This window comes from Corynebacterium sp. TAE3-ERU30, assembly GCF_019209925.1.
Lineage (GTDB): Bacteria > Actinomycetota > Actinomycetes > Mycobacteriales > Mycobacteriaceae > Corynebacterium > Corynebacterium megadyptis.
Map to the genome: position 1 here is coordinate 17,063 of NZ_JAHUTO010000001.1, position 20,855 is coordinate 37,917.

Annotated in this window: 19 protein-coding genes and 1 tRNA gene; 9 read left to right on the forward strand and 11 right to left on the reverse strand. The window is 63.0% G+C overall.

Going from position 1 to position 20,855, the window contains the following annotated elements:
- Positions 1-2 precede the first annotated feature (2 nt).
- Positions 3-788 carry a (d)CMP kinase gene (gene cmk, locus KR227_RS00095; protein WP_218363199.1) on the forward strand — a complete coding sequence of 262 codons (786 nt, stop codon included), beginning with the start codon at positions 3-5 and terminating at the stop codon, positions 786-788.
- Positions 785-2,464: a ribosome biogenesis GTPase Der gene (der, locus tag KR227_RS00100; protein ID WP_218363200.1), complete on the forward strand. Its 1,680-nt coding sequence runs from the start codon at positions 785-787 to the stop codon at positions 2,462-2,464. The genes cmk and der overlap by 4 nt, the downstream gene beginning before the upstream one ends.
- A gap of 83 nt (positions 2,465-2,547) precedes the next feature.
- On the opposite strand, the gene KR227_RS00105 is transcribed toward der, so the two are convergent.
- The 4 genes from KR227_RS00105 to KR227_RS00120 form a co-directional block, all read right to left on the reverse strand.
- Complete coding sequence (locus KR227_RS00105) at positions 2,548-3,384, reverse strand: PASTA domain-containing protein (protein WP_218363201.1); 837 nt, start codon at positions 3,382-3,384, stop codon at positions 2,548-2,550.
- 211 nt (positions 3,385-3,595) lie between these two features.
- A tRNA-Pro gene (locus KR227_RS00110) sits at positions 3,596-3,669 on the reverse strand.
- A gap of 77 nt (positions 3,670-3,746) precedes the next feature.
- Positions 3,747-4,190: a YchJ family protein gene (locus KR227_RS00115; protein WP_370625105.1), complete on the reverse strand. Its 444-nt coding sequence runs from the start codon at positions 4,188-4,190 to the stop codon at positions 3,747-3,749.
- Positions 4,183-5,385 carry an alpha/beta fold hydrolase gene (locus KR227_RS00120; protein ID WP_218363202.1) on the reverse strand — a complete coding sequence of 401 codons (1,203 nt, stop codon included), beginning with the start codon at positions 5,383-5,385 and terminating at the stop codon, positions 4,183-4,185. The genes KR227_RS00115 and KR227_RS00120 overlap by 8 nt, the downstream gene beginning before the upstream one ends.
- 262 nt (positions 5,386-5,647) lie before the next feature.
- Here KR227_RS00120 and secA2 point away from each other — a divergent pair, with 262 nt between their 5' ends.
- The 5 genes from secA2 to KR227_RS00145 all read left to right on the forward strand — a co-directional run bounded on the left by secA2 (position 5,648) and on the right by KR227_RS00145 (position 10,993).
- Positions 5,648-7,963: an accessory Sec system translocase SecA2 gene (secA2, locus tag KR227_RS00125; RefSeq protein ID WP_218363203.1), complete on the forward strand. Its 2,316-nt coding sequence runs from the start codon at positions 5,648-5,650 to the stop codon at positions 7,961-7,963.
- Between the two features lie 292 nt (positions 7,964-8,255).
- On the forward strand, positions 8,256-8,690 hold the full coding sequence (gene odhI / locus KR227_RS00130) for an oxoglutarate dehydrogenase inhibitor Odhl (protein WP_151528827.1): 435 nt from the start codon (positions 8,256-8,258) through the stop codon (positions 8,688-8,690).
- Between the two features lie 189 nt (positions 8,691-8,879).
- Complete coding sequence (locus KR227_RS00135; protein WP_218363647.1) at positions 8,880-9,545, forward strand: MerR family transcriptional regulator; 666 nt, start codon at positions 8,880-8,882, stop codon at positions 9,543-9,545.
- Between the two features lie 90 nt (positions 9,546-9,635).
- On the forward strand, positions 9,636-10,226 hold the full coding sequence (locus KR227_RS00140) for a bifunctional nuclease family protein (RefSeq protein ID WP_218363204.1): 591 nt from the start codon (positions 9,636-9,638) through the stop codon (positions 10,224-10,226).
- Positions 10,227-10,450: 224 nt separating this feature from the next.
- Positions 10,451-10,993: a MerR family transcriptional regulator gene (locus KR227_RS00145; protein ID WP_151528825.1), complete on the forward strand. Its 543-nt coding sequence runs from the start codon at positions 10,451-10,453 to the stop codon at positions 10,991-10,993.
- Positions 10,994-11,127: 134 nt separating this feature from the next.
- Here the strand turns inward: KR227_RS00145 and KR227_RS00150 are convergent, their stop codons facing one another.
- From KR227_RS00150 to gndA, 6 genes are read right to left on the reverse strand one after another with little or no spacing between them, the layout of a single operon-like run.
- Complete coding sequence (locus KR227_RS00150) at positions 11,128-12,591, reverse strand: hypothetical protein (RefSeq protein ID WP_218363205.1); 1,464 nt, start codon at positions 12,589-12,591, stop codon at positions 11,128-11,130.
- 57 nt (positions 12,592-12,648) lie between these two features.
- Positions 12,649-13,530: a 3-methyladenine DNA glycosylase gene (locus tag KR227_RS00155; protein WP_218363206.1), complete on the reverse strand. Its 882-nt coding sequence runs from the start codon at positions 13,528-13,530 to the stop codon at positions 12,649-12,651.
- Positions 13,523-14,590, reverse strand: a complete 1,068-nt coding sequence (locus KR227_RS00160; protein ID WP_218363207.1) for a hemolysin family protein — start codon at positions 14,588-14,590, stop codon at positions 13,523-13,525. Before KR227_RS00160 ends, KR227_RS00155 begins: the two co-directional genes overlap by 8 nt.
- On the reverse strand, positions 14,587-15,972 hold the full coding sequence (locus KR227_RS00165) for a hemolysin family protein (protein WP_218363208.1): 1,386 nt from the start codon (positions 15,970-15,972) through the stop codon (positions 14,587-14,589). The genes KR227_RS00160 and KR227_RS00165 overlap by 4 nt, the downstream gene beginning before the upstream one ends.
- Before the next feature lie 38 nt (positions 15,973-16,010).
- Positions 16,011-17,375, reverse strand: coding sequence for a DEAD/DEAH box helicase (locus KR227_RS00170; RefSeq protein ID WP_218363209.1), 1,365 nt, complete (start codon positions 17,373-17,375; stop codon positions 16,011-16,013).
- Positions 17,376-17,382: 7 nt separating this feature from the next.
- Positions 17,383-18,837: an NADP-dependent phosphogluconate dehydrogenase gene (gene gndA / locus KR227_RS00175; protein WP_218363210.1), complete on the reverse strand. Its 1,455-nt coding sequence runs from the start codon at positions 18,835-18,837 to the stop codon at positions 17,383-17,385.
- A gap of 104 nt (positions 18,838-18,941) precedes the next feature.
- Between gndA and KR227_RS00180 the strand changes: the two genes are divergently transcribed.
- Positions 18,942-19,382 (forward strand): PaaI family thioesterase, encoded by a 441-nt coding sequence (locus KR227_RS00180; RefSeq protein WP_218363211.1) that lies wholly within the window; start codon positions 18,942-18,944, stop codon positions 19,380-19,382.
- Positions 19,383-19,419: 37 nt separating this feature from the next.
- Positions 19,420-20,028, forward strand: a complete 609-nt coding sequence (locus KR227_RS00185; RefSeq protein WP_218363212.1) for a bifunctional 2-polyprenyl-6-hydroxyphenol methylase/3-demethylubiquinol 3-O-methyltransferase UbiG — start codon at positions 19,420-19,422, stop codon at positions 20,026-20,028.
- On the opposite strand, the gene KR227_RS00190 is transcribed toward KR227_RS00185, so the two are convergent.
- Positions 20,025-20,786, reverse strand: a complete 762-nt coding sequence (locus KR227_RS00190; protein ID WP_218363213.1) for a cyclase family protein — start codon at positions 20,784-20,786, stop codon at positions 20,025-20,027. The genes KR227_RS00185 and KR227_RS00190 overlap by 4 nt on opposite strands.
- Positions 20,787-20,855 lie beyond the last annotated feature (69 nt).

Consider the following 20,855-nt stretch of genomic DNA (forward strand, 5'->3'; position numbering starts at 1 on the left):
CTATGAAATGCAGCATTGCTAATAAGCCCGCAGGCGGCTTGATCGTGGCCATCGATGGCCCCTCCGGCACCGGCAAATCCAGTGCCTCCCGCGCCCTGGCCACCCGGCTGTGCGCCAAGTATCTCGATACCGGCGCGATGTATCGCGTGGCCACCTTGCACGTATTGCGGCGCTCCATCAAACCCGAGGACACCGCCGCCGTTGTTGAGGCGACTGTGCACCTGCCGCTGGCCGTCAATGACGATCCTGAGTCCACCGAGGTGCTGCTCAATGGCAAGGATGTCTCGCAGGAGATCCGTGGCCCCGAGGTGACCAAGGCTGTCTCCGCGGTGTCCGCGATCCCGCAGGTGCGCGAGAACCTCGTGCGCCTGCAGCGCACCTTGGCTGCCTCCGCAGGGCGCTGCGTAGTAGAAGGCCGCGATATCGGTACCGTGGTGCTTCCCGACGCCCCCGTGAAGGCCTATTTGACCGCCAGCCCCGAGGTACGTGCCGAAAGGCGCCATAAGCAAAACCGCAAGGAGGGCCGCGGTGGCTATTTCGAGGACGTGCTGGCCGATGTGAAACGCCGCGACCAGGCCGATTCTTCTCGCGCCGCCTCGCCGCTGAAACCGGCCGAGGACGCGCACATCATCGACACCTCGGACATGAGCTTCGATGAGGTCCTCGACACCCTGATGGCCTTGGTCGAAGACTCCGCCATCGCCACTGACACCGACTCTGCGTCTGCGGGCACGGAGACGGCGTCGACAAGCACCACCGATACCACCACCGAGAGGAGGCGATCATGAGCACCACTCACAGCGCTGGAGACAGCGAGAACCACGAGGATCTCGATCGCGACACCGAGTTCGTCTACGCCGTAGCTGATGGCGGCGAACTGCCCGCCGATGAGGCCTTCACCGAAGAGGATGTGCTCGCCCCAGGCGAGGGCTATGGCGCCTCCGATTTTGATGAGGACGATTTCGACGAAGCCGACTTTGGCGAGGTCTACTACGCATCAGGCTATGGCACCGAGGATCTCGAGGATCTTGAGGTCGAGGGGCCCGTGGATGAAAACGACCCCCGCTTTGGCCCTGATGGCCCCCGCACCGAGGAAGAGTGGGCGGAGCTCGAGGCCGCGTTGGGGATCACCTCCCCAGAGATCGTGGAAGAACAGCTGTGCACCGTGGCGATTGTGGGCCGGCCCAATGTGGGCAAGTCCACGCTGACGAACCGCTTTTTGGGTCGCCGCGCCGCCGTGGTGGAGGACTTTCCTGGGGTGACCCGCGATCGCGTCAGCTATCTTGCGGAATGGAATGGTCGCCGCTACTGGGTGCAAGATACCGGTGGCTGGGACCCCGACGCCAAGGGCATGCATGCCGCCATCGCCCGCCAGGCAGAGAATGCCATGGCCGAGGCCGACATCATCCTATTCGTGGTCGATACCACGGTGGGTATCACCGATGCGGACGCGGTGATGGCCCGCAAGCTGCACCGCGCCGACGTGCCGGTGCTGGTGGTGGCCAATAAGTTTGAATCGGATGGCCAATACGCCGAAATGGCGGAATTCTATGCGCTCGGCCTCGGAGATCCCTACCCGGTATCCGCTCTGCATGGTCGCGGCGGCGCCGATGTGCTCGACGAGGTTGTGCGGCTATTCCCCGATACGCCCAAGGCAGCCTCTATTACCTCCGGCCCGCGTCGCGTGGCGCTGGTGGGCAAGCCGAACGTGGGTAAATCCTCGCTGCTGAACAAACTCACCGGCGAGGACCGCGCGGTGGTGGACAATGTTGCGGGCACCACTGTGGACCCGGTGGATTCCTTGGTGCAGCTGGATAACCAGTTGTGGAAGTTCGTGGATACCGCGGGTTTGCGCAAGAAGGTCAAGCATGCCCGCGGCCACGAGTTCTACGCCTCCTTGCGCACCAAAAACGCGATCGACTCCGCCGAGGTGTGCGTTCTCTTGGTCGATTCCTCCCAGCCGATCACGGAGCAGGATCAGCGCGTGCTCGGCATGGTGATCGAGTCCGGTAAGGCCCTGGTGATCGCCTATAACAAGTGGGATCTGATGGACGAGGACCAGCGGGATCTGCTGGAGCGTGATATCGAGGAGAAGCTCGCGCATGTGCCGTGGGCGCGGCGCGTGAATATCTCCGCGAAAACGGGGCGTGCCCTGCAAAAGATCGAACCCATGCTCATCGAGGCGCTGGAGAGCTGGGATACGCGTATTTCTACAGGCAAGCTCAATAACTGGGTGCGCGAAACCATTGCCCAGAACCCGCCGCCGATGAAGGCTGGCCGGTTGCCGCGCGTGCTCTTCGCCACCCAGGCCTCCACCCGTCCGCCCGTGATCGTGCTGTTTACCACCGGCTTCCTCGATGCCGGCTATCGCCGCTACCTAGAGCGCAAGTTCCGCGAGTCCTTCGGTTTCGAGGGCTCGCCGGTGCGCATCGCCGTGCGCGTGCGCGAAAAGCGGAAGCGTTAATCGCACGCTTATCGACGCAACAATGCCCCTCAACCTCTGATGGTTGAGGGGCATTGTTGTCTGCTGCTGCGAGCGAGAAGGAGCTACTCGATGACCAAGGTGATCGGTGTGGCCTTATCCGTCTCGGTGGCGACGGGCGGATCCACCCGAGTGACCGTGCCGGTGAGCAGATCCGTGCCGCTGATCTCGGCGCCGTTGGCATCGACGGTGCGGACATCGGAGAAGCCGCGCGCCTTGAGCTGAGCCACAGCCACCACGCCGTTATCGTCGAGAACATCCGGAATTTCGGCGGCAGGGGCCTGCACCTCAGAGGTGAGCGATTCGACGGATTCGCGCAGGCGGTCGGTTTCTTCCTCCAGACGCTGCTGCACCTCGGGGTCCTCAGTGGGGGCGGGGGCCTCCGGTTCGACGGTCTCGGTGACGGTCTCTGGCGGCGGCGGGGTAGTGGACTCGGTTGCGGAGTCCTTATCGCCGCCGAAGGCAAACATGCCCAACACCACGGCCAGCACGACCAAGGCGAGCACCGCGATCACCCACGGCAGGGAGGAGGACTTTTTCTCCTCCTGCGGCGGCACATAATTCGGCGGAGGATAGGCGGCTGCCTGCGGCTGGGCTGGAGGTTGTCCCTGCGGCTGGCCCTGGGAATAGCCCGGCTCCTCCTCCAGCGGTGCGTAGTACTGGCGCGGGCGCTCCCCAGCAGGCTGCTGCTGGCTGCCCTGCGGGCCGAGATATTGTGTCTGCTCGGTGCGCGGCGGTTCATCCGGCGCGCCACGATACTCGCTCGTGGCGAAGTCCTCGGCATCGTCGTAGTGGCCATAGGAATCCCCGCGCCCCTGGGGCGAGGTATCGCGCGGAATGAAGCGAGTGGGCTCGTCGTCGTAGTCCTTCCACGAGTCCCGGTGGCGATCGTCGGTCATCATCTGTCCTTTCCGCACGCGCCGCGGCTCTATCGGCGGCACATCGCTGTCATTAGGCTCGAAGCCATCGTCTCAAGGGTAGTGGGATACGCCAATATCTACCAAGCACCTGCCCGCCGCGAAGAGCGCTGCATGGCCTGCGGGCACAGTTGGCCGGGTGGTGGCAAGGAAAAACCGCAGACCGGACGATGTCCGGCCTGCGGCCTCTGAAGAGTCGGACTGACAGGATTTGAACCTGCGACCCCTACACCCCCAGTGTAGTGCGCTACCAAGCTGCGCCACAGTCCGATGTTGTTCACCCGCGCCACGGGGGCGGCGTGTTCCAACAGCGAGTAGATTACAGCAGTGTTGGCCGGCGAGTCCAATCAGCAGGTCAGAGGAATTTTTTTGGTGTAGAACCAGAGCCCGGCGCGGCGGCGGAACAGAGATCGTTCCCGTTGAATGAAGGGGCCGTTCGGGCCGCGATGATAGGCGGCAAAACTGACTGTTCCTACATCGTCCATGGGGCCGCCCTGGGTGGTTTCGAGAATGTCGAGCCGGTAGAGCTTCATTGATTCACCGTTAAGCGATAAACGCGCCGGCGAATCCTCTGGTGCCCAGGTGGCGAGTAGATAATCGCCGTGGCCCACAGCGAAGGCGGTGTAGCGGGCGCGCATGGTGGCCTCGGCCGTGGGGGCCGGCGGCGCACAGGTGACGTCCCAGGAGCAGCTGATTCCGTGGTAGATACCGCAGCACTCGCCGTAGCTTTGTCCAGAGCAGCAGGGGCAGCGGGTGTCCCCATCGAGGATGTGACCCGGCATATTAGTCATCGATATCCTCGATCCGGACATGAGAGAGCATGGCGGCGACAGGGGAATTATCGCGTGCGGCGAGCAGTTCCGCGCGCTGCTCATCGCTGAGATTGCCGATCAGGGAGATATTGCGGCGCAGTACCGGCTGGTCGGAGTCGGTGCCGACCACCGTGGTCACGGAGACCCGGACGTCCTCCAGCTCGCGAATGCGCGACTCGCGGGCGGCAGCGCGGATTTCCTCGGAGGTGGCCGCGGCGAGCGCAGCAATGAGCAAGGAGCTGGGCGCGATACCGAGGTTTTTGCCGCCGAGTTCCTTTTCGCGGTCGGTAGTGAAGCTGCGTGAGCCAGTGTGGACCAAGTCCGTGAATGCGCCGGCGGGAATGGACTGCGCTTGGGCCACGCCCTCGGGCAGGACATCCTCGGCGTCGGAGTCGGCCGTCGATTGCAGATAGGGGCTTACCCACGTGGCGATGAGGTGCGCGGCGCGCTGCGCGGCCCCAGGGCGGGTGGCCAAGTGATCGACCTTATCCAACGCCACCAGCGACTTCGGGTAGCGGGCGCAGAGGAAGATCTTCTGGGCATTATCAATGCCCACCGTCTGGTCCACGGGGGAGTGCAGCAACAGCAGGGGCACCTTGAGCCGGTGCAGGTAACTTTCCGGATTGACTTCGGCGAGATCCTCGAGGAATTCGCGGGAAATGGTGATATCGCGCCCGCCGAGCTTCAGCGTCACTGCGCCATGCTCATCCACATCGCCGATACGGTCGGCGAAGTGCAGCACGGCGTGCGCGGGGTCGAAGGGGGCGCCAATAGTGGCCACCGCGCGGATTCCGCGCATGCGCTCGATCGTGCTGGCGGATACAGCCCGCAGTGCGGCCGCCCCGCCGAGGGAGTGCCCCACCAGTAATTGCGGCGCCTCGTAGTTGCTCTCGAGCCACTCATAGGCGGCGCGGATATCGGCGACATTCGAGCTAAAGGAGGTGCGGGAAAACTCGCCCTCCGATTGTCCCAGGCCGGGGAAATCGAAGCGCAGGCAGGCGATGCCCTCATCGGCGAGTGTCTTGGACACGCGAGAGGCCGCCGGCGTGAAGCGGGAGCCAGTGAAGCAGTGGACAAACATGGCGAAGGCTTTGGGAGTGCCATCGGGAAGGTCGAGGGTTCCTGCCATGAGCGAGCCGGTGGAGGACGGTAGTTTCACTGAGACTGAGTGCATGCTGCCCAGTCTAATCAGTGTTCGCCGCGGCTTCACCGACGCCTCAGCGCCTCTCTATAAAGGCATTCCGAGCTGGGCGTTTAGGTAGGCAATGGGCGGCTGAATGGTGCCGGATTTCTCGGAGAGGTGGGATGAGTGCGTGTGGGAGGCTGCCGAGAGTGTCTGGGGCGAGCGCTAAGCTGGAACACCGATAGCACGCGATGACTTCTGGGGTGGGCCCACGCCCGATCTGGGAGCTGTTCGAGGAGGATGGCCAAAAACGGTGGCTGGCATGAAGTGGTTTTGGAAGGCGCTCGGAGCGAAGGAGACCAAGCACGAGAAGAAGAGCTTGGGTATAGCCGAGCAGGCGCAGCAGATTCTGCGCAGCGAGGGCTCCGCTCTTGGCGGCGACCATGCCGCAGCAGTGGCGGCGGAGTGCTTATCCGGCAGCCCCCGTGCCGCGGGCACCACGATCAGCGATATGCCACGGCTTCTCGCCGCCATCGGCGCCTGCAGTGCCGCCGCCCATGATGAGGAGCCGTTTATCTCGCAGTACCAGGCCGCGCAGCGGCTGCTGGCCGGCGATGTGATCCAGATGGCCACCGGTGAGGGAAAGACCCTAGCTGGGGCCATGGCGGCGGTGGGCTTTGCCCTGCAGGGCCAGCGGGTGCACGTGATCACGGTCAATGACTATCTTGCGCAGCGCGATGCCACCCGGATGGAGAGCGTGTTCCGCCCCTTTGGGGTGAGCGTGTCCTTCATTTCGGAGAAAATGACGGCGGCGCAGCGTCGTCACGCCTATGCCGCGGACGTGGTGTACAGCTCGGTCAATGAGATCGGATTCGATGTCTTGCGGGATCAGCTCATCACCCGCGCCGAGGATGCGGTGCAATCGGGCGTGGATGTGGCGATCGTCGACGAGGCCGATTCGGTGCTGGTGGATCAGGCTCTGGTGCCGCTGGTGCTGGCGGGCACGGATCAGTCCACGGCGCCGACCGGGCGGATCACCGAAATCGTGCGTCGGCTCAAAGAGGGCGAACACTTCGATGTTGATGATGAGCGGCGCAATGTATTTCTCAATGACGCCGGCGCGCACTATGTCGAGGAAGTCCTGGGCATTGACACCCTCTACGACGAGGAGCACATCGGCACTACCTTGGTGCACGTCAATCTCGCGCTGCACGCCCAAGCACTGCTGATTCGGGATGTGCACTATATCGTGCGCGAGGGCAAGGTGTCGCTTATCGACGCCTCCCGCGGGCGCGTCGCTGACCTGCAACGATGGCCCGATGGGCTGCAAGCCGCAGTGGAGGCGAAGGAAGGCCTGGTCGTCTCTGATGGCGGGCGCATCCTCGACACCATTACGCTGCAAGCGCTGATGAAGCGCTATCCGCTGGTCTGCGGCATGACCGGCACCGCGGTGGAGGCTACCGATCAGCTGCGCCAATTCTATGACCTGCGGGTATCGGTGATCGAGCGGGATACGCCGCTGCAGCGCTTCGATGAACAAGACCGCATCTATGCCACCATCGCCGAGAAGAACAAGGCAATTGTGGAGGAGATCGACAGGCTGCATCGCCGGAACCAGCCGGTGCTGGTGGGCACCCACGACGTGGCCGAATCCGAGGAGCTGGCCGCAGCCCTTGCAGAGCGCGACATTCCGGTCAGCGTGCTCAATGCAAAAAATGATGCCGAGGAGGCCACGATCGTCGCTGAGGCCGGTGATCTCGGGCGGGTGACGGTGTCCACCCAGATGGCAGGCCGCGGCACCGACATCCGGCTCGGCGGCGCCGATGAGGCCGATCACGACGCCGTGGTGGAGCGCGGCGGACTTGCCGTGATCGGTACCGCGCGGCATCGCACAGCCCGGCTCGATAATCAGCTGCGCGGGCGCGCCGGACGCCAGGGCGATCCCGGTAGCTCGGTGTTTTTTGTTGCCCTCGACGATGATGTGGTGCATGCCGGCGGCGGAGGCACGCAGATCCACGCCCGCCCAGATGCTGCCGGAGCTATTGATTCGAAGAAGGTGCGCGACTTTATCGAGCACTGTCAGCGCGTCACCGAAGGCCAGCTGCTGGAGATCCACGCCCAGACCTGGAAATACAACAAGCTGCTGGCAGATCAGCGCGTGATCATCGATGAGCGGCGCCAGCGCCTGCTGCATTCCGAGCAGGCACTCGAGGAGTTCCGGCAGCGCAGCCCCCAGCGCACCGCTGAGCTGGAGGAGACCGTCGAGCACGAGACGCTGGTGCAGGCTGCCCGCGAGATCATGCTCTATCACTTGGACTATGGCTGGAGTGAGCATCTCGCGCTTCTCGACGATGTCCGCGAGTCCATTCACCTGCGGGCGATTGCGAAAGAAACGCCCATCGACGAGTTCCACCGCATTGCTGTCTCCGAGTTCAAGCAGCTCGTGCAGCAGGCCGTGGATGATGCCGTGCAGAGCTTCGAGGATGTGCTGATCGATAACGAGGGCGCGCACCTCGGCGATGAGGGGCTCGTGCGCCCCTCGGCCACATGGACCTACATGGTCAATGACAACCCCTTGTCCGGCAGCGGTAACTCGGTGATGGGCGGGATATCAGGAATGTTCCGATAACTCCCCTCATCACCGGCGTGTGATGAAGCTCATAGGCTATGTCGGCCGTGGGCGAGGCTGCCCAGCGCGCTAAGGTTTTGTTACGCAATCGTAACGGGCTCAGGCACTGGGCTTAAACACCCAAGAGCTACTACGCCACGTATGATGTAGACATTACGACCCTGCAGCGACGAGCTGTGCTTGATAGATTCCGTAGGGCAGACGATTTTGTTCACCCAGCGCTACGGCGGCCACCGCACCCGCGGTGAGGGACGAAGACACACTGTGCTCGAGCAACCGGAGGTTTTTCTCAATGAGTGACAACACTGACGTTTCCCAGACTCAGGTGGAGACAACATCTGTTTTCCGCGCTGATCTGCTTAAGGAAATGGAGTCTGGGGCTCAGGCTGCACCGGCGAATGCTGGCGCGGGCAACCTGCCCGAGGGGGCAGCATTGCTGGTGGTGAAGCGGGGCCCGAACGCCGGTTCGCGTTTTCTGCTCGACCAGGAGACCACCACTGCGGGGCGCCACCCAGAGAGCGATATTTTCCTTGATGACGTCACCGTGTCTCGTCGCCACGCCGAGTTCCGTCGCGATGGCGAGGGCCAGTTTGAGGTAGTGGACGTGGGAAGCCTGAACGGCACCTACGTCAACCGCGAGCCGAAGAATGCTGAGGCACTGCACACCGGCGATGAGGTGCAGATCGGCAAGTTCCGCCTCGTTTTCCTTGCCGGTCCAAAAAAGTAGTAGCGCCCCAGCCCTCGGCTAGGCTACAAAGGATGCATACGGGTCGTGTCGTAGGCGTAGAGACGCCGCGCGGCACCGCGTGAACCGAAAGATCAAAAGAAGAAACCTAAGGGTAAAAACAACGTGAGCGCACTACGGGATTCTAAAGACTGCAGCGTGAAGCCACTGCGTCATGCGCGCCAGCAGACCATGTCTATCGGCGTGGTGCTGGAGCGCCTGCGGGGCGAGTTCCCTGATGTGACGGTGTCTAAGATTCGCTTCCTCGAATCCGAGGGCCTCATCACACCTTCCCGCACTCCCTCCGGCTATCGCCGCTTCACGGACAAGGATGTGGAGCGTCTCCGCTACATCCTCGTCACACAGCGCGATAACTACACGCCGCTGAAGGTCATCCGCCAGCAGCTCGAGGCCATGGACTCCGGCGAGGTGACCGCGCTGCTCAGCGCCACGAAGGTGGAGCCGATCATCAGCCCGGAGGAGTTTCGGGCCCCGGCCATTACCCGGCTGACCGACGATGACGTCGCGGCGCAGGCCGACGTGGACAAGGAATTCGTCAGCGAGCTCGCTGGCGCAGGCTTGATTAGCGCCGATCCCGCTGGTTTCTTCACCGCCGATGACGTGCGTGTGGCCTCGACCGCGCGGGCGCTCACGGAATTCGGTTTCGATGTTCGCCATCTGAAGTCGGTGCGTCATTCGGCGCGCCGCCAAGCGGATCTTATTTCCCAGGTGACCACCCCGGTGGCGCAGTCGGGCTCGGACGTGGCCAAGCACAAGGCCCAAGAGATTTCCGAGCAGCTCACCGCCTTGGTGGTGTCGCTGCATGCGAGCCTGGTGAAAAACGATCTTCGCTCCTAGCCGCACCGAGTAACACCACCATGAGAGTCACGGGGTAGCGCCGCTACATCGTGGCTCTTTTTTAGCATTGAGTATAAGGACGCTACTCCCATGAATGATCGCAGTTTTATTGATCTCGTTTATCACGGTGTGTTCGTGATTCCGCCCGAGGACTATAACGTCATATTCCTCCGCGTCGTCGGCACCACCCGCATTCTTCCGATCTGGATCGGCGAGGATGCTGCGGCCGCCATCGCAGCGCGCGAGCAGGGGAGAGCACCGGTGCGCCCGCGTGCCCATGATGTGCTCTTACAGCTCGCTGACTCCCACGCCGGCTCCGCGATGGAGGTACGCATCGACGGCTATGTCCGGGGTCGCTTCACCGCCAGCTTGGTCTGCGGCGATGGCACCGTGCTGGATATGCGTCCCTCGGATGCGATCTTGTTGGCGCGAGAAGAACAGCTCCCGATCTCCGTGGCCGAGGACGTGCTGCGCCGCACCGGCGTGTTCGTCTCTGCCGATGATCTCTCTCGCGGTTTTGGTATCGACTGCGAGGATGTCAGTGATACCGCGGATGAATTCTCCTCGGCCTCCGGTGATGCCCAGGCAGATGCGGACTTTGAATCCCTGCTGCGCTCGATGGGAGTGGAAGAATCCGACCTGCGCGGCGATAGCAGCGAGGACGATAAAACTGACCTCTAGTGTGACAAAAGGTGACAAAGTGATTCAGGCACCCTAAGCTTAAACTAAAGGTTTAGAGTTTCGGCGTGTCTCCACTGTGGCTCACGGTGCTCTCAGTATTCTGAGTAAGCACTCCTGATCTGGAGGCATAAGAGCGAAACGTGTGTCTCATAATGAACGAGGACTGTACCTCGGCACTATGGGACACGTATCCTGAGAGAAAAATAACAAGGGAGAAATTACACATGTCTGAATCCACCACCCACGGCGTGCAAGAATCCCTCTTCACCATGGGGCCCGATGAAGAGGTTGGCTACCGCGTTCCCATCGCGTGCCAGGTAGCGAATATCACCTACCGGCAGCTGGATTACTGGGCGCGCACCAAGCTCGTGACCCCGTCGATCCGCAGCGCCCGTGGCTCCGGCTCGCAGCGTCTGTACTCCTTCAAAGACATTCTCGTGCTGAAGATCGTCAAGGGGCTGCTGGATACAGGTATCTCCCTGCAGAACATCCGCCTCGCGGTGGATAAACTCCGCGATCTTGGCGTGGACGATCTCGCCACCATTACTCTCGTCTCCGATGGCACCACCGTCTACGAGTGCCGCTCCTCGGAGGAGGTCATCGACCTTCTCGCTGACGGTCAGGGCGTCTTCGGTATCGCCGTGCCGGGCATCATGAAGGAGCTCACCGGCACCATCTCCGCATTCCCCTCCGAGCGCATCGATGGCGATGCCGAGCTCGAGGTGGAAGACGAGCTCGCTATTCGACGTCGCCGTCGCAGCTCCTAAACACTCGTTTCACCGCACACAGCCCAGGGATAGTTGGTGGATTCTATCCCTGGGCTGTGGCATGTCCGCTTATCCCAAAAGCTACTACGCAGCAGAGAAACTCTGCTGCGTAGTAGCCCTGATGTGGCTGTGGCTTAGGGGCGCTCGATACCGAAGGACTGCTGCAGCCCCTCGGCGATTTCGGGGGTGTCGGTGGCGGTGCCGACATAACCGCCGGTGCTGCGGGCGAAGTCGGTGACCACTGTGTCCTCTGCGCCGCCGCCGACGGTGAGCACGTCGAGCTGCACATTGGCATCGGCGTAGCGCTGCAGGATCGTGCGCAGCTGTTCATCATTCATCGGATCGACGGTGCCGGAGGTCACGAGCACAATCTGGACGGCCTCGCCGGTGCTCGCGGCGTAGTCGGCTGCGACAGGCAAGGCGGCGGCCAGGGCCTCGCGGGTCTGGGGCTTTCCCCCAGTGCCGAAGCGCTTCATGGCGTCGACGATGGCGGTGCTATCGCTGCTGAAGGCGATGTTATTGCGCCATCCCTTGGTCACACCGGGGTTGAGCGGGGACGAGTAGTTCCACAAGGCCACCGTGCCGCCGCCGCGGATCGCGGAGACCACCAGGGGATCGGCGATGCGGGCAGTTTCGGCATAGAGGGAGTGCCCAGAGGGCGAGGCATTCATCGCCTCGGAGGTATCGAGCAGCAGCAGGGTGTGGTTGATCGGCTGCGTGGTGGAGCCAGTGGATTCTTCCGGAACCTGGGCATAACGCTCGTTGAGAATATCGGCGGTGGTGGCCCAGGTGACGGACTTGTCCTCGGCGCCCTCGTTATGGGCGGTGACGAACTTGGCGAAATGCGCCCCGGCGCGAGACTGTTCCTCCGAAATGACGTCATGGGTCACCAGCGGCACCACGAAGGTGGGAACCTGGGTGTCATCGGGGGCGAAGAAGTCCATGCCCTCGGGAGTCTCGGACTCGGTCACGGCGAGAAGCTGGCTCTCGGCTGCGGGTTCGAAAGAGGGCAGGGTATTGTCCTTGAGCAGCTGTGCACCGGTATCGGGGTTGTCTTTGGACACAGCGGCGGCGACTAACGCGGCGGCCGGATTCTGGGTCGGATCGGGGTAGAACACGCGCTCGGCGGGCTGTGCGTCCCAGCCCTGATCCGGGGCCGGGGAATCGGGCTTAAAGGCCAGACCCACGGGGGTGCTCGCGGCGATAGCCCAGGTATCGCTGGCGGGAGAAAGCTGTGCAGCATCGAGCTGGCGTTGTACCTCGCCGCGGGTTCCGGTGGAGATCAGAACGGCTGCGCCGGCGGGATCATCGACGGTGTTCAGGTTCACGCAATGATCTTTGACCACGGGGGAGCTCTGCGAGTATTCGTCGACAAGCGAGGAGACCACCGCATCGGGGGTGGAGGAGCTGACCGCTACGGGCACCGGCAGATCGCCCTCGATGCATTCTTTGGCGAAGGTGCTATCAGCGCTATCGGCGGATGAGCGCACCGCAAGCCACACGACGAGGGCTATGACCAGTGCAATCACCACCACGCCTGCGGTGATGAGCTCCTTCGATAGCCGGTAATTAGATTCTCCGGATGCGTGACGGGCCACGGGTGCACCTCTTCCTCACATTGTGATTAGTGTGAACCTTTAGCTGTGGTTCAAGACTCACTCATTAAGTGTAGTGGCAAGAGCACGCTCGACGTAGTAGCGCAGACGGTGTCGGATCGGCTCGGCGCCGCGAGACAGCGCGCGCTGGCGGGCCACATACTCGGCTTTGCCCGCAGCGGTTTCCACGGCCACGCTGCCGAAGCCGAGACCGCGGCAATCATAGGGGGAGGCCTCCATGTCGAGGGTGCGTGCCTCGCAGGCCAATTCGAAGGCGTCGATAACAAGTTCGCTGGGGACTACCGGCAGCATCTTAAAGGACCACTTATATAGGTCCATGGTGGCGTGCAGACAGCCGCGCTGTTCGCAGCTGAGTTGATCCTCGCGCTTTAAGGGCCGGATATTCAGCGGCCGCGCCGGCGGGGTGTAGAAGCGGAAGGCATCGTAGTGGGTGCACTTCAGCGGGCCATGGGCCTCGACCACCGCATCCGTGCCGGCAGCGCCCAAGCGAAGCGGCAGCGCGTGGCGGGCCTCATCGGTGCGGTAAACCATGGCCCATTCGTGCATACCGAAGCAATCGAAACGAGCGGGGTTGCTCTCCTCGCGCTGCAGTAGCTCGGCGAGGAAGCGCCAGAGGCGGACCCGCTTAGGGGCAAGGGCCGACAGATCCACGCTGGTACGAGCCTCATCCCCGGCGCCGGTGGAGCGATAGAAGGACCACTGGGCGTGTGGGGCATCGCCTATCAGCGTGCAGTCCATCCCTGGATGCCACCGGCGCATCTTGCCGGGGGAGAAGGGATAGTAGTCGAACATGAAGTCCCACACCGGGTGCTTTTCTTGCCGTGAGCGACGGCGCAGGTGCTGCTCGGTGAGCGCGTCGACGCGACGCTCATGCTCTCCGCGTCGCCGCTGCCACTCGGCAGGGGCGAGCAGATCAGGCATCTGCGGTGTCCTCGTGGGTCCAGTCACGCACGTTGCCCACATACTCCTCGATGAGATCCTCGAGGGTGATCACGCCGATGAGCTGGCCGCGATCGCGCACCTGCGCCATATGGGCGGAGCTACTACGCATCCGGCGCAGAGTCTGATCCAGCACGCCGGAGGCGTCGATATTGATCAGCTGGCGGATCTGGGAGCGCGGAATCACGTCCTGCTCCGAGGAGCTGGAGGAGGCGAGGCGATCAAGCACGTCCTTGATGTGGACATAGCCGAGATAGTTGCCCGTGGCCCCAGTGATGGGGAAGCGAGAATAGCCGGTCTCATTGACGGCTTCTTCCAGCTGCTGCACAGTGGGGCCGCGCTCGCCGAAGGGAATGGCGTGGACATCTTCCTTGCGGATGAGCACCTCGCGCACCGAGCGCTTATCGGTGCGCAGGGCCTTGGCGAGGCGGGCATGCTCCTCGGCGTCGAGAAGCCCCTCGGAGCGGGACTCAGAGACCATAATGGCCAGCTGCTCGGTGTCCACTGCGGAATCCAGCTCGTCTTTTTGCTCGATGCCGAAGAGCCGCAGGGTATGCCGTGCCACCCAGTTCATGAAGTTCAGGATGGGCAGCATCATCTTCACAAAGAGAATGTGGGCCGGAACCAAGATCATGGCCAGGGTTTCGGGGCCGGCGAGGGCGATATTCTTCGGCACCATCTCGCCAACGAGAATGTGCAAGAAGGTGATGACTGCTAGGGCGATCGCGAAGGAGATCGCGTGCAATAAGGATTCGGGCACACCGAGGGCGCCGAAGGGGCGTTCCAAAAGGTGCGCGATTGCTGGCTCGCCAACTTTACCGAGCAGCAGCGAGGCGATGGTGATGCCCAGCTGCGCACCGGCGAGCATGATGGAGAGATGCTCCGTGGCGTATTCGACCTTCTTTGCCCGCGTTTTTCCTTGGGCAATGAGCGCGTCGATGCGGTCCTTGCGCGAGGAGATGAGCGAGAATTCGGCGGCGACAAAGAAGCCGTTGAGAGCCAAAAGGACAATGGCGAAGATGATTGCTTGGATTCCACTCATGAGGCGTACTCCGCTGCTTCTTCGTTGCTGATAGAGGTAAAGAATGCGCGTTCGACGCGGCGATCGTCCATGGCTGCGACCGAGGCGATCCAGCGCCCGGTCATGCCGGTTTCGAATTCATCGCGCATGTCGTGCTCCGTGAGCGGGAGCAGGACGACGTCGCCCGGCTGGGGGATGCGGCCCAAACACGTCATGATCAGCCCGCCGACAGTTTCATAGCGGTGATCATCGGGGGCGGCATAACCAATGGCTTCGGCGAGCTCGTCGACGCGAACCAGCCCGGCAACCTCCCAGGAATCGCCGACGCGGCGGAAGTCCTTTTCCGCCTCGGCATCGTCGTGTTCGTCATAGACCTCGCCGAGCAGTTCCTCGACCACGTCCTCGATCGTGACGATACCGGCGGTGCCGCCATACTCATCGGCGACCAGCACCATCTGGGAGCCGGCGGAGCGTACCGCATTGAGCACGGCATCTCCATCGAGGGAATCGGGCACGGTATTGACTTCGCGGGCCAGCTGCGCCACCGGGACCTCGGGGCGCCGGTGCCTGGGGATGGAGAACGCGTTTTTGATGTGCACGACGCCGATGGTGTCGTCGAGATCGTCGTCCACCACGGGGAAGCGGGAATGACCCGACTCCAGTGCCAGCTGGACCAGATCCTCCACCGAGTCCGTGCTGTGCAGGAACAAAATAGTAGAGCGGGGAGTCATAAACTCCTCGGCGGTGGCTTCGCCGAACTTCAGCGCCCGATCAATCATGCGCGCCTTGGAGACATCGAAGGTACCCACTTGGGCGGAGTTACGCACCAAAGCGCCCAACTCTTGGGCGGAGCGGGCGCTGGCCAGCTCATCGGCGGGCTCGATACCGAGCTTGCGCACAATAAAGTTGGCCGAGGAGTTCAACGCGGTGATAAACCACTTGAGTGCCTTGTTAAACCACTGCACAGGGGTGACCACCACGCGGGCGGTGGCCCACGGATCGGTAATCGCCATGTTCTTAGGCAGCAGCTCGCCATAGATCATGGACAAGAAGGTGGCCACGATCAGGGCGAGGATCAAAGCGATGGGCGAGGCCGCACGCTCCGAAAGGCCCACTAATTCCAGCAGCGGGGTGAAGAAGCGGGCCAGTACCGGCCCCGCTAAATAGCCCGTTGCCAGGGTGGTGATGGTGATGCCCAATTGGGCACCGGAGAGTTCGAAAGAGAGATTCTCGTGGGCATCGCGAACGCGCTGAGAGACAGCGTCTTTTTTGCGTGCGACGTGGTTATCGATGGTGGAGCGCTCGAGCCCGGTGAGAGCGAACTCGATTGCCACGAATAGTCCCGTGCCGGCGGTCAATGCCACAAAGCCGAGGAGAGCCAGAATGCTGAAAAGTATATCCATAATTGTTGATCGGCTAAAACAATACCGAACTATCTATCCTACGTGGGAATATGTCGGCGTGTCGTCACAGAGCCTTTGCCCCAGGCGCCGCCCTTTTTCTTCTTCTTCGGCCGAAACCCGCGGCGCCCACCCTGCGCGGGTTGCTGCGCGGTGCTGCCGCGTGAGCCCGCAGCAGAGCGGCGGGAGCCAGAGCTCGACTTCTTGCCCGTGCGCCCGCCTGATTGGGTACGTGCAGACTCGCCCAGGGAGGGGCGGGTCTGGCGAAGCGGGCCGATCAGCGAGTCGAGCTCGGCGGAATCGAGTTCCAGCTGGCGGGGAGTCACCCCGGCGCTGCGGAATTGTTCCTCGGCGCGGTGCTGGCGGTTGGCGTCGATAATGCTCAGGCTATTGCCTGTCGCACCGGAGCGAGCGGTACGGCCGGAGCGGTGCACAAAGGACTTCGGGTCGAAGGCCAGACCGAGGTGCACCACCAAGTCAATATTGGCGATGTCGATGCCGCGGGCGGCGATATCGGTGCAGATCAGCACGGGCTCCTCGCCGGAGGAGAAGCGCTCCACGGCCGCGGTGCGCTGGGCCTGGGTGCGATCGGAGTGCACCGAGCAGGCGCCGGTATCGCGGGCGTAGCGATCGACGTCTTCCTTCGTGGAGCAGAAGATGATCGTGCTCGCGCGCCGGCGGGCGAGGCGATGAATGAGCGCGTCGCGTTGCTCCTTCGTGCGCACCATCACCAGCCACTGGCTCAAACCCTCGACCGCGGCGGTGGCGGCGCCATCAGAAAGCTCGTGGATGCGGGCATGCGGGGCCAGCCGTCGGGTGCTCTGATCCACCGTGGCGGAAAACACCAGCCTCTGGGCGCTCTCGGGTATCCGGGCCGCGATGGCATCGAGCTGCGGGGCAAAGCCCACCTCGGTGAGGTGATCGGCCTCATCGACGACGAAGATCTCCACCGCGTCCAAGCTCAACAACTTCCGCCGGCGCAGATCGAGCAGCCGCGCGGGAGTGGCCACGGCGATATCCACCGGGGCGGCCAGCTGGGTGCGGTGGGTGGCGACGGGTACCCCGCCGCTGAGCACAAGGGTGCGCAACCCCACCGCGGCAGCAAGATCCTCGATACGATCGGTGATCTGCTGCGCTAATTCGCGGGTGGGGGCGAGAATGAGTGAGCGCGGCTGGCCGGGCGCGGAGGTGCGAGAGATTCGCTCATCGGTGGCGAGCCGCGTGATCAGCGGCAGGGCAAAGGCATAGGTTTTCCCCGATCCGGTATGGCTGCGGCCGATAACCGAGGCCCCCGATAGCGCATCAGGGATCGTCGCCTCCTGGATCGCTGTCGGGTGGGTGAGCTCACGGCGGGTGAGCTCGTGAACGAGCTGATCGGGTAAAGCGAGATCCCTGAAGGTGCGCACAGTGCTCCTAGGCTTCGACCTCGGTGCGGTCACCGCTCCAGAGGGTGTGGAAGCTGCCCGGACGGTCGATGCGCTCATAGGTGTGGGCGCCAAAGTAGTCACGCTGCGCCTGAATGAGCGCGGCGGGCAGGCGCGAGGAGCGCAAAGAATCGTAGTAGGACAGCGAGGAACCGAAGACCGGAATGGGCAGACCCAGCTGGGTGGCGGTGACCACCACGCGACGCCAGGCATCCATGCTCTGCTCCATCTCCGCACGGAAGTAGGGATCGAGCAGCAGCGAGGTCAGCTCCGGAGTGGAGTCGTAGGCCTCGCGGATACGATCTAGGAACTTCGCGCGAATGATGCAGCCATCGCGCCAAATGGTGGCGAGATCGCGGGGATCAACATCCCAGCCGTGCTCGGCGGAGCCGGCCTTGATCTCGTCGAATCCCTGCGAGTAGGCCACCAGCTTGGAGGCGTAGAGAGCGGCGCGGACATCGTTGATGAAGTCCTCACGCGTCACGCCGAGGTCCTTGAGGGTGCGCAGGGAACCGGAGGCGAGCTCACCGGAGGTAGCGGCACGCATCGCGCGATCGCCGGAGAGGGCGCGGGCGAAGACGGCCTCGCCAATACCGGTCACGGGGATACCGAGATCGAGGGCGGCCTTGACGGTCCAGCGGCCCGTGCCCTTTTGCCCGGCGGCATCCACCACGATGTCGACCAAGGGGGTGCCGGTCTCGGCATCCACCTGCTTGAGCACCTCGGCGGTGATCTCTACGAGATAGGAATCCAGATCGCCGTTGTTCCACTCAGAGAACACCTCGGAGATCTCCTGGGGAGTCATGCCCGCCGCATAGCGCAGCAGGTGATAGGCCTCACCGATGACCTGCATATCCGCGTACTCGATGCCGTTGTGCACCATCTTCACGAAGTGGCCGGCACCATTGGGGCCGATATGGGTGCAGCAGGGCACCCCGTCCACCTGAGCCGAAATGGACTCCAGCAGCGGCCCGAGCGATTCATAGGACTCGGCGGAGCCGCCGGGCATGATGGCCGGCCCATTGAGAGCGCCTTCCTCGCCGCCGGAGATGCCGGCGCCAACGAAGTGCAGGTTGCGGGCGCTGAGCTCCGCTTCACGACGGATGGTATCGGTGTAGAGCGCATTGCCACCATCGATGATGATGTCGCCTTCATCCATAGCCTCGGCCAGCTGCTCGATCACGGCATCGGTGGCCTTACCGGCCTGCACCATGATGATGGCGCGACGGGGACGCTCCAGCGAGGCCACGAATTCCTCGATGGTGGCGGCGGGCAGAAAGTCTCCTTCATCGCCGTGGTCGGCGACGAGGGCCTCGGTCTTGTTGTAGCTGCGGTTGTACACCGCAACGGTGTGACCCTTGTGAGCGAAGTTGCGGGCGAGGTTGGACCCCATTACTGCGAGGCCAACGACACCAATGGGGGCGAGTTTTTCTGCATTCGACATGTGCTCAATCGTAGACGTCACGCTACGGGAGAGTCATATCGAGCGCATCGGCACGCGCAACGATGACTTCACGGGGTAGGACGTGTGGCGTATAGACTGGTCGTATGTCTGTCGCAGAGTTGTTGAATACCGCTATCTCCCGTCCGCTCACCGATGCCGAACTCAGCGAACTCAATGAGATCAACACGGGTCTTGATGCCACCCTCGGGGTGAACTACACCGTGGTCTCCCGCAAGCAGGTGCGCGCCCAGATTTCTGTCGCCGAGGGGCATCTGCAGCCCTTCGGTCTGGTCAACGGGGGTGTGTTCTGCTCCCTCGCCGAGTCCACCGGCTCTCTTCTCGCTATGATTCTTGCCGATGGCCAGCCCGTGGCCGGGGTGAATAACACCACCGATATGATCTCCTCCGTCAAGGCTGGAGTGGTGACGGTGATTGCTGCCCCGCTGCATAACGGCGCGACCACCCAGCTGATCAGCGTGGAATGCTTCCAGCGCGATCGGCTTGTTGCCCGTACCACCCTGCGCACGATCCGCCTCGAGGGATAACCCTCTCGTGGCCGCCGCCCATTGAGTAAAGGACGCTATGCCCACCTGGCACGAGATGCTCGCCTCCAACCCTGACCATTCCGAGAACTACGCCGCCCGCTGGCGCGCCTTCGCCGCAGAGGGCCGCGATATCGTGGGCGAGGCACGCACCATCGACGCGATGGCCGAGCGTGGTTCGCGCATTCTCGACGCCGGCTGCGGCACCGGCCGCATCGGCGGCTACCTCGCGGAGCGCGGCCACACCGTCGTGGGCGTGGACCTCGATCCGGTGCTGATCGATTACGCCCGCAAGGATTATCCCGACGCCGAGTGGCATGTCGGGGACCTCACCGCCGGCGAGGTACCCGATGGTCCCTTCGATCTCATCGTCTGTGCCGGCAATGTGATGGGTTTCCTGCCGCCCGAGGGCCGTCTCCCAGCACTCGAAGCGCTGCATGGTGTTTTGGGCCCGCACGGTCGCGCCGTGATTGGTTTTGGGGCGGGCCGCGGCTATGAATTCGACGACTTTTTCGCCGATGCTCACGCCGCAGGCTTCGTGGACTCCCTTAAGCTCGAAAGCTGGGATCTCAAGCCCTTGCGCTCCACCTCGTCCTTTCTGGTGGCCGTGCTCAGCCCGCGTATGCTGCTGCCGGGATTCGGCGGCTAGCGGGCTGCCGGCTCCGGAACAATAGCGAAGGCGCGGGCAGGAAAGCCCGTGCCGTGCAGCGGCTTCGGCCACGAGGCCACGATGAGCGCGCCTACCTCAGGGACCTGATCCAGGTTGCACAGCATCTCGATCTGCCACCGGTCATGCTGCAGCAGCAGCAATTCGCTAGGCAGCTCACCGCGGCTCACCCGTGCCCCGAGATCGGTATCGGTGGTTTCATGCCCGAGCGCGGTGATATTCCGCTCGGTGATGAGCCACTCCACGACCGTCGGGTTCCACGCAGGATAGTGGTTGATGCCCTCCTCATCGGCGTTATTCATTGCCGTTGCATCGGGCCAGCGCTGCGACCAGTCAGTGCGTAGTGCCACAAAGCTGCCCTCGGGGATGGGCTGGTGGCGCTTCTCCCACTCCAGGATGTCCTCGACTGTGGGGCTGTAATCGGCGTCCGCGGCGGCCTGCTCATGGACATCGATCACCACGAGCGGCAATACCATCTGCTCGACGGGGATCTCATCTAAGGGGCGAGCCCCAGTAACAAAGTGCACCGGCGGATCCACGTGCGTGCCCCATTGGCCCACAACGCTATAGCGGTCGATTTCGAAGCCATGCTCCTCCACGGTGTAGAGGCGCTCGCGCGTTTCATCGGGTAGCGCCCCGAAGTGGGGCTGGCCGGCGTGGAAACTGTGGGTGAGATCCACCCAGCGATAGTCCTGGCGCAGTGAGCGGGCTAGGGTCCATAGTTCAGGAAAAGTAGACATGTAGACAGCATAGTCTATTTTTCGCTGGGTGCGCAGATAGGCGACGCCCACTCCCGCGGTGTGTGGCGG